The sequence below is a fragment of the Pseudomonas violetae genome, assembly GCF_023072615.1.
GTDB lineage: Bacteria > Pseudomonadota > Gammaproteobacteria > Pseudomonadales > Pseudomonadaceae > Aquipseudomonas > Aquipseudomonas violetae.
The window spans coordinates 23,803-37,952 of sequence record NZ_JAKNRW010000024.1 but is presented as its reverse complement, the minus strand read 5'-3'; the positions used below and the strand labels follow the sequence as shown (position 1 = coordinate 37,952).

Here is a 14,150-nt window from a genome sequence, read left to right as displayed (position 1 = left end):
GTTACGATGAATGCTTCCCTCCTGCGCATCGGTATTGCCGGTGCTGGTGCTATCGGCTGCACCCTGGCTGCGCGGCTGGCTGCCGGCGGCCATCAGGTCAATGTACTGGCCCGCGGTGAAACGCTGGCCGCCATCCGCCGCGACGGCATTCGTCTGTTCGATCTGGACGGTCAGCACCATGTGCAGGTCGAGGCCAGCGACAATGCTGCCAACCTTGGCGAACAAGACCTGATTTTTCTCTGCACCAAGGCCCAGGGCTTGGCCAGCCTGCTGCCGCAGTTGCAACCGATGATCGGTGCCGAGACGGTGGTGATACCGGTGGTCAACGGCGTGCCCTGGTGGTATTTCCACGGGGAAGGCGGCCGCTACGACGGGCGCCGGGTCAACGCAGTCGATCCGCAGTCGGTGCTCAGCCAGGCCCTGGACCTGCGGCACGTGATCGGCTGCGTGGTGTTCATCACCGCGAACTGCCCCGCCATCGCGGTCGCCGAATCCCACACGCCGCACCTGATGATTTTCGGCGAACCCGACAACCGTCTCAGCCCGCGCCTGGAACAGGTGCGCGGGCTGGTCGAAAGCGTCGGGATCGAAGCGCGGGCCACCGATCGCATCCGCGACAACCTGTGGACGAAGATCATCGCCAACATCACCTCCAACCCGCTCTCCGTCATTACCGGGGCCACTCTCGAGCAGCTTTACAGCCTGCCGCAATTGCGCGAGGTGGTCAGCAGCTGCCTGCATGAAACCCTGCTGACGGCCGCCGCCCACGGCGCACGCGTGAGCATCGATCCGCAGACTTTTCTCGAACTCGGTGCCGGCATGGGCGCCGTGCGCACCTCGATGCTGCAGGACTATGACAAAGGCCGCCCCCTGGAGCTGGCCGCTATCGGCGACGCAGTGCTGGAACTGGCGGATTGCATGGCGATCCCGATGCCCATCACCCGACACCTTATTGCCCTCGCCCGCTTTCGCGGTGAACAGGCCCGTCACTGACCCACCCAGAAAAGGAATCCGACATGAACCAGACCGCATTGGCACAACCCCAGGAGTACAGCGACGAAGAATGGGCCCTGCGCGTGCAACTTGCGCACTGCTACCACCTGGTGGATTTCTTTGGCTGGACCGAGACTATTTTCAACCATATTTCCGCCCGCCTCCCCGGTCCGGCACACCATTACCTGGTCAACCCGTTCGGGCTCAATTACACCGAAGTAACGCCGGCCAACCTGCTCAAGGTCGACCTGCACGGCAAGAAGCTCGAAGACTCGCCCTATGACGGCAACCCTGCCGGTTTCGCCCTGCACAGCGCGGTGCATGGTGCGCGCTCGGACATTCAGTGCCTGATCCACACGCACACCACGCCGATTTCGGCCGTCGTGATGAAAAAGGCCGGCTTTGCCCATAACGACTTTTACGGTGCACAGCTCTACGGACGAATCGGCTACCACACCTTCGAGGGCATCACTCTGTTCGATGACGAGAAAGCGCGGATGATCGACAGCCTCGGCGACAAGCACATCCTGGTGCTACGCAACCACGGCATCGCGGTCGGCGAAAGCAGTATCGCCAAGGCGTTCTTCCTGTTGTGGACGGTGCAGCGCGCCGCCGAGATCCAGTGCCAGGCCGGGGCGTTGGGCGGCGAGGACAATCCGCTGCCTGAGGAGGTCAGCCACAAGTGCGCCGACCTCACGGCCATGCTCATTCGCGACAGCGGCTTCGCGGTGAAATTCTTCGACGCCATGGTGCGCAAAATGCGCGCTGAACGCGGCCAGTGCTGGTAATCGCAGGAGCGGTCAGTGGCTAATCCAAAGGACCAAACTGCGCCAACAATAATCTCGGCGCAACAGGAAATCCCGATCTCGCGCCTGGACATTCGCGGTCATCTGCTCGCCTGCAACGACGCCTATCTGGCACTCAGTGGTTACGCGCGCAAGGAGCTGCTCAACCAGCCCCATGAGCTGATCAATCATCCGCAGATGCCCAAGCGGGTGATGGAGCGTATGTGGGCAACCCTGCGCAGCGGCGTGCCCTGGACAGCGCCGGTGATGGGCCGCCATAAACAGGGCGAGACCTTCTGGTGCAATCTGTATGTGGTGCCGCTGCTCGAAGACGGAGAGTTGAATGCGCTCGGCACCGCTTATCACCCGATGACAGACGCCCAATGCTTGCGCGCGCAGCATCTGTATCGACGCTTGCACGAAGGCCGCGGCCCCCTCAGCTTCGCCCAGGGGCTGCAGGAGCATGCCAGCAGCCAGGGCATCGCTTGGCTGTTGGGGCTGGGGGTCACGGGCGCCATCCTCGGCGGGCAGATCGCTCTGGCACCGGGCCTGCTGGTGCTGGGTGGCGTGATCGGTGCGGCGTGGCAGTGGAGCGGCAAATTGCGCGCGGATGTGCGACGGATCATGGCCCGCCATGACCAGGTCTGCAGCGACACCCTGCTGGCACCGCTGCAGGACGGCACGGCTTCGATTGCCAGCCGTTTCGACATGGCCCTCAACAGCCAGAACACCCGGATGCGCACGGTCATGGCGCGGATCCGCATCAACGGCGAGACCGTGCGCCAGCGCGCGCAGGAATCTTCGATGCTGGTGCAGACCCAGTCGGGCCACCTGCAACGACAACTCGAAGCAGCCGAACAGTCCGCAGCTGCGGTGCATCAAATGAGCGCGACCATCCAGGAACTGTCGCGCAACTTGCAGCACACCGCAGAGGCCACTCAAGCCGTGGATCATCTTGCTCACGATGGCGTGCGCCTGTCCGGTCAAAGCCAGGGTTCGATGACGGGCCTGTGCAACTCGGTTGAGGAGATCGGCCAGGCAGTCAGTCGCCTGGCCGAGTCCATCGAATCAATCAGCGGCGTCGCCCATGTGATTCGCAGCATCGCCGAACAGACCAACTTGCTGGCCCTGAACGCGGCCATCGAAGCCGCTCGCGCCGGTGAGAGCGGACGCGGATTTGCAGTGGTCGCCGATGAGGTCCGCAGCCTCGCCACCCGAACCCGTGAGTCCACCGAGCAGATCCAGCGCTCCATCGAGCAGTTGCGCGACGGCAGCACCCTGGCACTGGCCACCGCCCAACGGGGCGAGTCGGCTGCACGAAAATCGCGCGCGGATGTGGCGCAGGTGCAAACTTCACTGCAGCGCATCCGTGAGGAAGTGGGGCAGATTTCCGGCATGAGCTTGCAGATGGCTTCAGCCATCGAGCAGCAAGGGCAAGTGGCGCAGGAGATCAACGGGCAAATTTCGCAGATCGTCAGCCTGGCGCAAACCAGTCGCGATCAGTCTCGCCGCAGTACTCAGATTGGTGAAGAGCTGTATCAGTTGGCCAATTCGCAATTGGATTTGGCGCAGCGTTTTGTGCAGGGCTAAAGGGCACAGCGGCAAGCTTCAGGCTTGACGGCGCAGGGTCTCGGACGGCAGGCAACCATATTGCTTGCGGTACTGCATGGCAAAGTGACCGAAGCTGGCGACACCGTGACGCAGTAGGATATCCGTCACGCTGTCCGCCGGCCCAGCCTGTTGCAAGGCCTGGTGCACCAGCGCCAGGCGACGGGTGCGCACATAGTCGCTGGGGGTTTGCTGGAGAAAGCGCGTGAAGCCATTTTGCAAGGTGCGGATCGACACTTCGCAGAACTGCGCCAGGCTCGCCAGGGCAATCGGTTCGGCGAGGTGCTGTTCGATGTAGTCGCGGGCTTTCTTGACGTGGTGCGGCACGGGCTGTCGCTGGTCCTGCAGCAGGTCGACCGAGTAATTGTGCGGTAACTGGGTCAACAGCACCGACAGCAGATAGTCCGACAGGCTGGCGCCCATGGCCGAGGTCAGCAGCGAATGGCTGGCGTCGCCATACAGTTGGCAGATGTAGTCCAGGGTGGTGCGAACCGTCGCCATACCCTGATGCGCTGGGTCCACCTGGATATCGAACACCAGCGGCTGACGCAAACGCCGGTTCAGCAACACCTGCAACTGGCGTTCGAGAGCTTGCCTATCGACACGCAAAATGAGGTTGCGGCAGTCCTTGTCGATGCGGATGAAACTGCGTTGCGAAGGCGAAGAAATGGTCAGCCCACCCTTGCGCAAAACAGCCTGCTGCTTGCCCATGCTGACCATGCCGCCACCTTCAAGAGTGACGCGAATCAGGTAGTAGTCGCTGATATCGCCAGCGTCGATTTCCACCGGCGCGCCGTAGTGCAGATCGAACAGCGCCGAACTGCCGAAGAACACGCCATACAGCTGCGATTGCAAGGCGCCGCCCTGCTGCATTTTCATCTGATGGGGCCACAGGTAATGACTGACCCGATCCCGGACCTCGCCGAACCCGCCGGAACTCAGCAGGCAATGCTCGCGGAGCGAAAAGCGTTGATCGAACATGCACAAGTGCCTCCAGAAATGATTGCGCCCAGCTGCAGACGCCTCGAATTTTAGTGGAAATGGAAAGCAATTTTCACGCCACGAAAACGCTTTCTGCGCGCCCGGAACAGCCTCTGCGCCTGGCGCATAGAGACCCGGCAAACAAGGGCTTAAAAAGGTCCTGCAACACCCTTATGCCAATGGATTGGCAACCTGGACAGCACAACAAAACCAATAAACGCACCAGGGCAACGCGCTCGGGTAACGATGGCGTCACCGACACACCCAACTGCGAACACACGCTGCCGCCGACTGACTGATTGCCAACCCTGAAGGGGCCAACAGCATGACCAGCAAAACACCCACCGAGGTCACCCGTAAAAGCTATGCCTATGAATGGTACATCGTAGCCATTTGCATGCTGGCGTACATTTTTTCGTTCATCGATCGGCAGATCCTGGCGTTGATGATCGAGCCGATCAAACACGATCTGCAGCTCTCCGATACTCAGTTCAGCCTTCTGCACGGCCTGGCTTTTTCGCTGTTCTATGCCTTCATGGGCATGCCCATTGCGCTACTGGCAGACAAATTCTCCCGACCGAAAATCATCGCCATCGGCGTCGCGTTCTGGAGCCTGGCAACCGCTCTTTGCGGGCTGAGCAAAAACTTCCTGCAGATGTTCATGGCGCGCATCGGCGTCGGCATAGGCGAAGCGGCCCTGTCACCGGCCACCTACTCAATGCTCAGCGACATGTTTCCCCGGGAAAAGCTCGGTCGCGCCGTGGCAATCTACTCCATCGGCTCGTTCATTGGCGGCGGCGTGGCCTTTCTGATTGGAGGCTACGTCATCGATTTGCTGAAGAACCTCGACAGTGTCGTCGTCCCGCTGCTGGGGGAAATGCGGCCCTGGCAAGTGACGTTTTTCCTGGTGGGCCTGCCGGGGGTATTGGTGGCCCTGTTGATTGCACTCACGGTGCGTGACCCGGCGCGCAAGGGCCTCAAACTCGATGCCGCAGGTAAGGTCCATGCGCCCAGCATGAAGCAGGCGTTCAAGTTCCTGGCGGTGCACCGCAAGACCTTCTCCTGCCACTACCTGGGCTTCTCGTTCTACGCGATGACGCTGTTCTGCATGCTCAGCTGGACCCCGGCTTTCTACATGCGCAAATTCGGCCTCGCCCCCAGCGATACCGGCTACATGCTCGGGATTGTAGTGCTGCTGGCCAACACCAGTGGCGTGTTTTGCGGCGGCTGGCTGATCGACTGGCTGGCGAAGAAAGGCTACAGCGACGCGCCGATTCGCGCGGGCGTGATTGGTGCAATCGGGATGGCCGTGCCCGCTGTCGCGTTTACCCAGGTCAGCGAACTGTGGATGTCCCTGGCGCTGCTGGCGCCGGCCATGTTCTTCGCCTCGTTTCCGATGCCGGCGTCAACTGCAGCCATGCAGATCCTGCCGCCAAACCAGATGCGGGCGCAGATCAGCGCGCTATTCCTGCTGATTTCCAACCTGATCGGCCTGGGTGTCGGCACCACGGCGGTCGCGCTGCTCACCGACCGGCTGTTCGAAAACCCGGCACTGGTCGGCTCGTCGATCTCCCTGCTCAACGCGTTCGCCGTCACCCTGACCCTGCTGTTGCTGGTCAAGGGCTGCCGGCACTTTCGTGAGAGCCTCAAGCACGAAGGCCTGGCCTGAGGCACACCGTGGCGCGTCCGCTGGTTTTTTGCGGCGGGCGGCGCGACAATGGCGCCCGCTACCCAACCCAGCTCATCAGAAAGACTACGCCACCTTTATGACCACCCCGAAAAAGCGCCTGAGCCGATACAACCCCGCCAGCGAAGACTTCAAGAAGGAAGAGTTCCCCTTCTATTGGCTCGCGCGCCTGCACGGGCGCTACTCCATGGCGATGGAGAAAGCGCTGAAAAAGATCGACATGGACATCCCTCGCTGGCGGATTCTGTTCATCCTCAAGGAAAATGGCGAGTCGAGCATTTCGGAAATCTCCATCCATGCCATCGCCAAGCTGTCGACCATCACTAAGATCGTCTACCGGATGAAAGCCGACGGCCTGGTGGAAACCAACACCAGCGCCAGCGACGGCCGGGTGACCCAGGTCTCACTGACCGATGTCGGGCGCCATACCATCGAAGAAATCCAGTTGGGCACCAGCGATATCTTCCGCACCAGCTTCAAAGGCCTGACCGAAGCGCAGATCACCAAACTGAACGGCACCCTGGAAAAAATCTTCAATAACCTGCCGCAAGACTGACCCGGCGCGTCAATCCGGAACCGGCGTTGGCAACGGCTGCCCGGCAAAGTGCGCGGCGAGGTTGGCCAAGGTCAGGTCCGACATCGCCCGGCGTGTGTCCCAGGTGGCGCTGGCCATGTGTGGCGCCAGCAGCACGTTGTCCAGGTCCAGCAAACCCGCCTGCGGCCGCGGTTCATCCTCGAACACGTCCAGCCCCGCCCCCAGAATCCGCCCCTCGGCCAACGCCTGAGCCAGCGCCGCCTCATCGACCACACTGCCACGCCCCACGTTGATCAGGATGCCTTGACTGCCCAACGCATCGAGCACGCCGGCATCGACCAGGTGATAAGTCGAGTCCCCACCGCCCACCGCGACCAGTAGAAAATCCACCGCCGCCGCAAGCTCGGTGACCGAAGCGTAATACGGGTAATCCACCGCCAGCGGACGCCGGCCGTGGTAGCTGATCTGCATGTCGAACGCGGCGGCGCGCAGTGCAATCGCCCTGCCGATCCGCCCCAGGCCAACGATTCCGAGGCGCTTGCCACTGACCTTGCGAGTGAACGGAAAAGGTCCCTGCTGCCAGCGTCCATCCCGCACAAAACGGTCGGCCCGGGCGATACGCCGGGCAGTGCCGAGCAGCAAGGTCATGGCGAAATCAGCGACGTCGTCGGTCAGCACGTCCGGCGTATGGGTGACGGCAATGCCACGGGCGCGGGCCGCCTCGACGTCGATGCCGTCATAACCGACACCAAACACCACGATCACTTGCAGATCCGGCAGGCGCTCGATCAAAGCGGCGCGCACCCGCGACTCGCCATTGGCGATCAGCGCGCGAATACCGCGCACAGTTTGCGCCTGCAGTTCCTCGCCGCTCTCACTGCCCTCCAGCACGTCATACTCGGCATACAGCCGCTCGCTGAGCATGTCCGGCAGATGCGCAACTTTAAGCACGGTTGATTTCATCGATGCCCCCCTGGACAGAAATGGTAGTGACCTTGCGGCTGCGTTTGCCGCCTCCCAGATAGAGCCCCAGCAGCCCCCCGGCCAGCAGCGCGGCAGCCACCAGCAGCAAGGCATAGTCATAGCTCTGGGTGGAGTCCTTGATCCAACCCATCACGGGCGGCAAGCCCAGGCCGGCAATGTTGGCGATGGAGTTGATCAAGGCGATCGACACAGCAGCAGCCGGCCCGGACAAGTATTCGGTGGTGGTCGCCCAGAAAACCGGCGTCGCCGCCCAGTTCAACCCCACCGCCACCACCAGCAGCACATACGCCAGCCACTGGTTGCCAGTAAACACCGCCAGGGCCAGCAGCACCCCGGCCGCCAACAGCGGCCCACCCAAATGCCAGCCCCGCTCGCCCGTACGATCGGAGTGACGCCCGTTCAAGTACATGAACACGCACGCCAGGAAGAACGGCATCGCCGACAACAGGCTGACCACAAACGAGCCCTGCTTGGATACCGACTGCACAATCAGCGGCAGAAACAGCGTGACGCCAATGGTGCCAAACGCCTGCAGCAACCAGAACAGGCTGAGCAACCACACCTGGCGACTGCGAAAAGCCACGTGCCAGGCGTCCTTGTGCGAAATCACCGTCGTCGCCTGCTCGGCCTGCATAGTGCGGCTGAGCCAATCCTTCTGCGCGCTGTCCAGCCAGTGGGTGGAGGCCGGCGTTTCAGGCATGTAGCGCAACACAACGTAGCCCAGCACTATCGCCGGAATACCTTCGAGCAGGAACAACCAGCGCCAGCCGTTAACGCCGAACAGGCCGTCCAGATGCAGCAAGGCGCCGGACATCGGCAAACCAATCACCGAGGCCAGGGCAGCGCCGATGTAGAACCAGGACATGGCCCTGGCCCGGTCGCTGCGCGGGAACCACTGCGACAGGTAGTAGATGATCCCGGGCGTGAAACCGGCTTCGGCCGCGCCCAGCAGCAGGCGCATCACGTACAGCTGGTTGGCGCTTTGGATCAGGCTCATGCCCGCGGCAATGATGCCCCAAGTGATCATGATCCGCGCAATCCAGCGCCGCGCACCGACCTTGGTCAGGATCAGGCTGCTGGGCACTTCGAACAGGATATAGGTCAGGAAGAACAACCCGACGCCGATGCCGTACATGCGCAGACTGAGGCCGAGGTCGGCATTCATCGTCAACGCCGCCACCGAAATGTTCGACTTGTCGATGTAAGCCACCATGTACAGCAGCATCAGAAACGGAATCAGCTTCAGGTTGAGCTTCTTCATGGTGCTGGCGTGCAGACGGCTGTCCAGCGAAGGACCGGTCATGGGGGAATTCCTCTTATTGTCTTTATTCTCGGTGGCCGGACGGCGTCGGGTCACTGGGTTGTGACTGACCTTAAACCAGCAGAGGGCTTAGTTCAACATGTGAATTATAAACCCATTATGTGGGATTTATAGCCGAATCGAAAAAGCCCTGCACAGTGGCCGGGCTATCTGGGGAAAACGTCTCTGCCCCTTGAGCTTAGAAACATCAGCTCGCCCACCCGCATCTCCTACACATTTGCTGAACATATTTCGATGTAATACCCCAGCTAAAAATGCCTCTGGCCAACAGAAATGGTGCAATATCAAATGATTTGAAATGGAGTGCATCAATGAAATGGTTGAAGGGCGTGATTCTAGGCGTAGTTTTTCTAGGAGTCGCCGGCGGCGCACTGGGTCTTTACTACGTCCTTCCCCAATACGACGTGGTCCTCATCACCGGAGGTGAAGTTAAACGCGTTGACGATGACGGTGTCATCAATGCTGAGAATCCAGCGGACGGTCCAACACGTGACGTTTACTTCATCAACACTGAGCATCCGGAAAACAAGAAGGTCATGGTGTATCGCAACGAAGATACGGGCTGGAGTTTTCCTTGGTACTTCAAATTTGACTCAGCTGACATTCAGGCGAAGGCTCAAGGTTACTCACGGGATACCCAGCAACTGGCACTTATTCGGTACTATGGCTGGCGCATTCAGATCCTATCGGTATTCCCCAACATTACTGATATCGAAGCCACCGACACGCGGGACGAACCATTCCCATGGTTCAACACGCTATTTTTCAGCGTAATAGCACTGGTATTGGTTGCTCTGTCTATCACTGTGAAAATACGCAGGCGGCCACGATTCAAAGTGCCCTCCAATTGACAATTGACGCGACCCGGCCGGGTGTGTGCAGCTGACCTGCTGCTGCAGACGCCCAATCAAAATATGTAGATCTACCGGCGTGTCAGCATCAGGTTGCTGGCCTTAACCAACGCTTTTCACTGACCAATTCGCGCTTTTCCAAATATGAAAAACCCGGCCTAGGCCGGGTTTTTGATTTTCGATGCAGATCAGCTGCGGGCCTCATCCTGCAGGTCGTTCAACTCATCCAAAATGTCCTCGTCTTTGTCCTGCATTGCTTTCGCCATATCCATCTGCAGGTCGTTTTGAACCCTAACGGCTTTCATCGCCAGCTTCTGCCCATCCTTGGAGCCCATTATGATGCTCATCGCGTTCGCAGGGTTTTTATTGGCCTTGATCATCAAGTCGAGTTCGTCCGAGTCGAACGTATCCGCGTACACATCTACCATAGTCTGCTTCAGAAATTTCAGCGGGATTTTGTCTTTGACAACTGTCTTGATCTGATCAGGTTTCACATCGCGAAACTTTGGCGCGTACCCGGCTGCTGCGGCCTGAACGATCAGGCCGTAGTTGGCATCCACGTTCATCATCTCGACCAACTCTTCTGCTTTATCCTGGCTCGAGCCGCACCCCGTCAGAAGGGCCGCGCAAATAGCAGTGAGGGTCCAGTTGGTAAAGTTGTTCATCATTTGTCCTGTCCAGGGCTGCATCAATAGGGCGACAGCGCGCACGGCTTTTTTCGAAGAAACCCCTTAGATGAGTTCCCAAGTACCATTGGCCTGTTTGCAGAACGTGTTCTGCTCTTGCTCAGTGTTACCGTCCGCCGCTTTCAGGCTCACGGTCACCGGTCGGCATGATGTTTCAGCAACAACCTGCTGAGTCGGCAGCGAGGGGATCGAGTCGAGGTCAAACGCCTTGGTTTCTTTGTCCGCCGCAACATTCATCTCGTCGAGATTTACCGACTTAAGATTATTAGCCGCAGCTTCAGACTTGGGAGAAACCAGTGATTTGCTGATGTAGCCGACGGTCACACCCTTACGGCCTACAAGAATCCAGTCGCCAGTGGAGCCAACCGCAGTAAACTCCGTGCCTGGCTGCAAGCCACCCACTTTCTCAGCACCCTTATTCGGTGCCGCGCGAACATTGGAGCTGCTGTTGGTCACGTATTGTTCATTGATCAACTTCATCGACGGTACGGCAGTAACTTTAGGGGCACGCTTCACTTCAACCGTTTTGCTCTGCGTGAACTCTTTGCCCTGTTCGATTTTCGCACTCGCGCCCGAGTGAGCCGAAGTCCAGGACACGGGTTGAGTAGAATTACTGGCCGACGAATTTAAAGCTTCTTGGGTGCGTAGCGCTAATGCCTGCTTATCTTGATCATCAAGCATCGAGCCAATTTTATTACCGATGAAAGCACCGATTGTGCTCGTCAGCAGCACCGCGACAATCTTGCCATTGCCCTTACCAATGAATGCTCCCGCGACCGCGCCTGCTACGCCGCCGATCACAGTTCCGGCCTGCTTTTTATTGAGACCCAGTTGAGCGCATCCAGAGCTTGCAGTAATAGCCAATGCCAAGACTGTGACTAGAAACCTTTTGTGCACGTTGACTCTCCCTATTTGTAATTTTTTCATTCTGCTTTGAGCAGAGGCTTTGTGATGTTGTAGAGCATTGCTTCTGCGGACATGGCCCATCTGAAAACCTTGGCCAGCAACAGAGGTTGTTTACCTGAACCACTGAACGCATCCGAGTACCCGGTGCTGTCCACAATCTTGTTTCCGATGGCGAGGGGGACTATAACGATGAGGGCAATGGCGACTGCTCGCGCCAGACGATTACGCCCTTGCACCTGTCTGAGTGCTTCAATGCCTGAGATGATCAAGACCACGAGACTGATTGCACTAAAGAACAACCCGCTGAGAAGCGAAAATGGAATGAACCACATGTTCTTTAAGACATTCAGCCCCTCTGGCCCCCGTATGTCGGTGTGCGCAACATCGAATGCCATGTTGCTGGCGATCCCTGGCAAGTAGGCCTGAAATTGCTCGTGGGTAGCCAAAAGGTTCATTCCTTTGACGTAGAGAGGGCCGAGCGCGGTCTTTGCCATGTAGCGAACCTCAACAGTGTTCGCAATTGCTTCTCGAGTTCTTACACCTGGATTAATTGAGCGGGCGTATTCATCGGCCGTTGGGGTATAGCCCAAATCCTCTCCAGGTTTTGGCCACTTAATCGGCGTCCAATCGTTGCCCGGAATTCCAGCCGCTCGTAACCCCTCGAGTTGTACATACACTCTTGTGATGTCACCTATGTTTAGCACGACAGTTTCCTGAAGCCGCTCGTAAAGGGCATCACTATTTCGTTTCGCGAAACCCTGGAACACCGCTACAGAGAAACCTTGGAAGTTCTTATCGATTTTCTCGACATAGGAGCTCTGTACGCTCATCAGGACCCCCAGGTTTGCTATAAACGCCTTACCCTCTCCCTGGTCTTTGAACTCCTTGTACGGGAGGTTAGGGATGGTCAGTGTGTCGTACAGCAAGCCTTTCTTGGTGACGTACGCATACAGACTGCTGACGCGCAGGGAGGTTGGAAATTGCTCGGCGATCCAGTCTGGAGCGGCCCCCTGAAACCACCACGAAAGCGGCGTAACAAGTGCCGTGGAAACTGCGAGCGAAATCCACAGAACCCGCCCCTTTCCTTGATAACGGTGATAGCAGATCCGCCACACGAGCAGACACATGCTGGTGGCCGCCAGAACCTGGCTGTATAGCTCAAGGACTTCGAGTTTCTTCAACGGAATGTCTGCACCCGCCATGTTCAAGAGTTCGGCGTTGAACAGGAGACTGCAGATCAAATAGAGGGCGTTCAGGATTACAAGAGCGATAAGCATCCAACTGATCCTTGTCAGAAATTCAAACGTCGACCCCTGACGCCTAGAGCCAGCGCATGCGGGGTGTAGCATAGTGCCACCTAGCCTGGAGCAGCACCACTCAAATGAAACCTGCGACGGCTACAGCCCGTCGCGGAACTCGCCTTTAGTTCAGCGCAGTCATATCCATTGGTGTTATTTCAACAAAGCGCGCGGAACGATCGAGCTTCGCAAGCGCCCCGCACGACTTAAGGGTGGAGGCTGGGTCAATGGCCTCCAGACGATTGAAGTCCAGCGCGTCCCACTCAGGACGAGTAACCAGGGCAGAAATCACGTAGTGATCCTCAATCGTCCCATTCGCCGGGTTGTCTCTTTGGATGTAACCCGACACCAGTACCTTTTGAATTCCAGGTAGAAGCGCCAAAACTTCGCCGACCACACGAAACAAAGAGCCATAGCAGAGGGCGACGAAATCCCGACGCACTTGCGCCTCAGTGCGGTTCTTGAACGTCAGCTTGCCGTTGCCACGTGCCTCGGCAATGCGTCGAGGCACATCACGTTCATCTGGAAGATCGACATCAAGTGCGACGCCGGTTACGTCTTGTGAGAACTCGTAACTGACCTGTGTTTGCTTGGGCCAGGCAATTCCACTCAAAACGTAATCAAGCGCCTTCTCCATATGAGCGCTGAATCCACGTGCGGCTAGCCGAAAGGATTTTTCGATCTCCGCGCGCTCAAATTCGTGTGCATCCCGCGTCGCCTGCCAGACGTTCAGGTCCTGGCGGTATTGTGCTTCGGCGGTTTCTGCATCTCGCTCCATCTTGGCGCTCCGCAGGAGCATCCGATCCATCAGCCCTGGTGCCTGCTGAGCAGGTAACCAAGGGGCATCTATGGAGAACGGGCCGGGGATGACAGGCTGTGACCCCGGGCGAGGCGTCGGAAGGTGTACCCCCAAGCAGTCATCAAGATCGCGATTGATTTTTTCAGCAGCTTTTTCAAGCAAGTCCTGGATTGGCCTCGCGTTCTCGGATTTAACCCGTTTAACGATTACGGGCGGGAGCTCGTTATCGTCCATGTCGGTAATCAGCAGGCAGCCATCGTCGGACACCTTAATTTTAACCTGTCCTGAGTGCCCTCCTCCTGCACCGCCGTCTTGCGCTTCATTGGTTCGTGAGGGCCTGTCGAGACGCTCGCGATAGGACAAGCCTGTGCCGGGTATTGCGGCATTGAGATAAGTACCGTTGCGTCCCATGGTCATGCTCAAGCCCCGAGGGCCTATCGATGTACTGACTCCCGAGCGACTGATGTTAAGACGGACCCCTGGCATAATCGTTATCCGCTTGCTGAACCGAAATCCCATGCGTGCTCCTTGATCCATTTTCCTGAAAGGCCACGGCTTACCACGGCCATTGATCATTAACGGCTTAGGTTCGACCGGCGATGTAGTCATCGATCGAAGATAACTGACGGTTGCGATACATCCGGGCCCATGGTTTTTTTGGAAAAACTTGCGGCCTTCGTAGGGAGCGAGCATTGGATGACGGCATGCTGGCATGC

Annotated in this window: 13 protein-coding genes; 6 read left to right on the top strand and 7 right to left on the bottom strand. The window is 58.5% G+C overall.

What is annotated here, in order from left to right:
- The first annotated feature begins 6 nt into the window (after nt 1-6).
- From L9059_RS22060 to L9059_RS22050, 3 genes are read left to right on the top strand one after another with little or no spacing between them, the layout of a single operon-like run.
- Entirely contained in the window at nt 7-993 is a 987-nt protein-coding gene (locus L9059_RS22060) for a ketopantoate reductase family protein (RefSeq protein WP_247293017.1), read from the top strand.
- 23 nt (nt 994-1,016) lie between these two features.
- Nucleotides 1,017-1,781, top strand: a complete 765-nt coding sequence (locus L9059_RS22055; protein ID WP_247293015.1) for a class II aldolase/adducin family protein — start codon at nt 1,017-1,019, stop codon at nt 1,779-1,781.
- A gap of 15 nt (nt 1,782-1,796) precedes the next feature.
- The gene (locus L9059_RS22050) at nt 1,797-3,368 is read left to right on the top strand and encodes a methyl-accepting chemotaxis protein (RefSeq protein ID WP_247293014.1); all 1,572 of its coding nucleotides are present in this window, start codon (nt 1,797-1,799) and stop codon (nt 3,366-3,368) included.
- 18 nt (nt 3,369-3,386) lie between these two features.
- On the opposite strand, the gene L9059_RS22045 is transcribed toward L9059_RS22050, so the two are convergent.
- On the bottom strand, nt 3,387-4,367 hold the full coding sequence (locus L9059_RS22045; RefSeq protein WP_247293013.1) for an AraC-like ligand-binding domain-containing protein: 981 nt from the start codon (nt 4,365-4,367) through the stop codon (nt 3,387-3,389).
- Between the two features lie 325 nt (nt 4,368-4,692).
- On the opposite strand from L9059_RS22045, the gene L9059_RS22040 reads away from it, so the two are divergent.
- The gene (locus tag L9059_RS22040; protein WP_247293012.1) at nt 4,693-6,036 is read left to right on the top strand and encodes a spinster family MFS transporter; all 1,344 of its coding nucleotides are present in this window, start codon (nt 4,693-4,695) and stop codon (nt 6,034-6,036) included.
- Nucleotides 6,037-6,133: 97 nt separating this feature from the next.
- Nucleotides 6,134-6,610, top strand: coding sequence for a MarR family winged helix-turn-helix transcriptional regulator (locus L9059_RS22035; RefSeq protein ID WP_247293011.1), 477 nt, complete (start codon nt 6,134-6,136; stop codon nt 6,608-6,610).
- A 9-nt stretch (nt 6,611-6,619) separates the two neighbouring features.
- Here L9059_RS22035 and L9059_RS22030 read toward each other — a convergent pair whose 3' ends face one another.
- Complete coding sequence (locus L9059_RS22030; RefSeq protein ID WP_247293010.1) at nt 6,620-7,552, bottom strand: 2-hydroxyacid dehydrogenase; 933 nt, start codon at nt 7,550-7,552, stop codon at nt 6,620-6,622.
- The gene (locus L9059_RS22025; protein WP_247293009.1) at nt 7,533-8,876 is read right to left on the bottom strand and encodes an MFS transporter; all 1,344 of its coding nucleotides are present in this window, start codon (nt 8,874-8,876) and stop codon (nt 7,533-7,535) included. The genes L9059_RS22030 and L9059_RS22025 overlap by 20 nt, the downstream gene beginning before the upstream one ends.
- Before the next feature lie 329 nt (nt 8,877-9,205).
- Between L9059_RS22025 and L9059_RS22020 the strand changes: the two genes are divergently transcribed.
- Nucleotides 9,206-9,745 (top strand): DUF1523 family protein, encoded by a 540-nt coding sequence (locus L9059_RS22020; protein ID WP_247293008.1) that lies wholly within the window; start codon nt 9,206-9,208, stop codon nt 9,743-9,745.
- Between the two features lie 188 nt (nt 9,746-9,933).
- Here the strand turns inward: L9059_RS22020 and L9059_RS22015 are convergent, their stop codons facing one another.
- The 4 genes from L9059_RS22015 to L9059_RS22000 form a co-directional block, all read right to left on the bottom strand.
- Nucleotides 9,934-10,413 carry a DUF2059 domain-containing protein gene (locus L9059_RS22015; RefSeq protein ID WP_247293007.1) on the bottom strand — a complete coding sequence of 160 codons (480 nt, stop codon included), beginning with the start codon at nt 10,411-10,413 and terminating at the stop codon, nt 9,934-9,936.
- A 63-nt stretch (nt 10,414-10,476) separates the two neighbouring features.
- Nucleotides 10,477-11,328: an SH3 domain-containing protein gene (locus L9059_RS22010; protein ID WP_247293069.1), complete on the bottom strand. Its 852-nt coding sequence runs from the start codon at nt 11,326-11,328 to the stop codon at nt 10,477-10,479.
- Nucleotides 11,329-11,354: 26 nt separating this feature from the next.
- Nucleotides 11,355-12,614, bottom strand: a complete 1,260-nt coding sequence (locus L9059_RS22005; protein WP_247293006.1) for a hypothetical protein — start codon at nt 12,612-12,614, stop codon at nt 11,355-11,357.
- A 145-nt stretch (nt 12,615-12,759) separates the two neighbouring features.
- Nucleotides 12,760-13,953, bottom strand: a complete 1,194-nt coding sequence (locus L9059_RS22000) for a DUF4236 domain-containing protein (protein WP_282615578.1) — start codon at nt 13,951-13,953, stop codon at nt 12,760-12,762.
- Nucleotides 13,954-14,150 lie beyond the last annotated feature (197 nt).

Coding starts and splice junctions, on each gene's coding strand:
- L9059_RS22060 (WP_247293017.1), top strand. CDS start 7: ATGAATGCTTCCCTCCTGCGCATCGGTATTGCCGGTGCTGGTGCTATC.
- L9059_RS22055 (WP_247293015.1), top strand. CDS start 1,017: ATGAACCAGACCGCATTGGCACAACCCCAGGAGTACAGCGACGAAGAA.
- L9059_RS22045 (WP_247293013.1), bottom strand. CDS start 4,367: ATGTTCGATCAACGCTTTTCGCTCCGCGAGCATTGCCTGCTGAGTTCC.
- L9059_RS22040 (WP_247293012.1), top strand. CDS start 4,693: ATGACCAGCAAAACACCCACCGAGGTCACCCGTAAAAGCTATGCCTAT.
- L9059_RS22035 (WP_247293011.1), top strand. CDS start 6,134: ATGACCACCCCGAAAAAGCGCCTGAGCCGATACAACCCCGCCAGCGAA.
- L9059_RS22030 (WP_247293010.1), bottom strand. CDS start 7,552: ATGAAATCAACCGTGCTTAAAGTTGCGCATCTGCCGGACATGCTCAGC.
- L9059_RS22025 (WP_247293009.1), bottom strand. CDS start 8,876: ATGACCGGTCCTTCGCTGGACAGCCGTCTGCACGCCAGCACCATGAAG.
- L9059_RS22020 (WP_247293008.1), top strand. CDS start 9,206: ATGAAATGGTTGAAGGGCGTGATTCTAGGCGTAGTTTTTCTAGGAGTC.
- L9059_RS22015 (WP_247293007.1), bottom strand. CDS start 10,413: ATGATGAACAACTTTACCAACTGGACCCTCACTGCTATTTGCGCGGCC.
- L9059_RS22005 (WP_247293006.1), bottom strand. CDS start 12,614: ATGCTTATCGCTCTTGTAATCCTGAACGCCCTCTATTTGATCTGCAGT.
- L9059_RS22000 (WP_282615578.1), bottom strand. CDS start 13,953: ATGGGATTTCGGTTCAGCAAGCGGATAACGATTATGCCAGGGGTCCGT.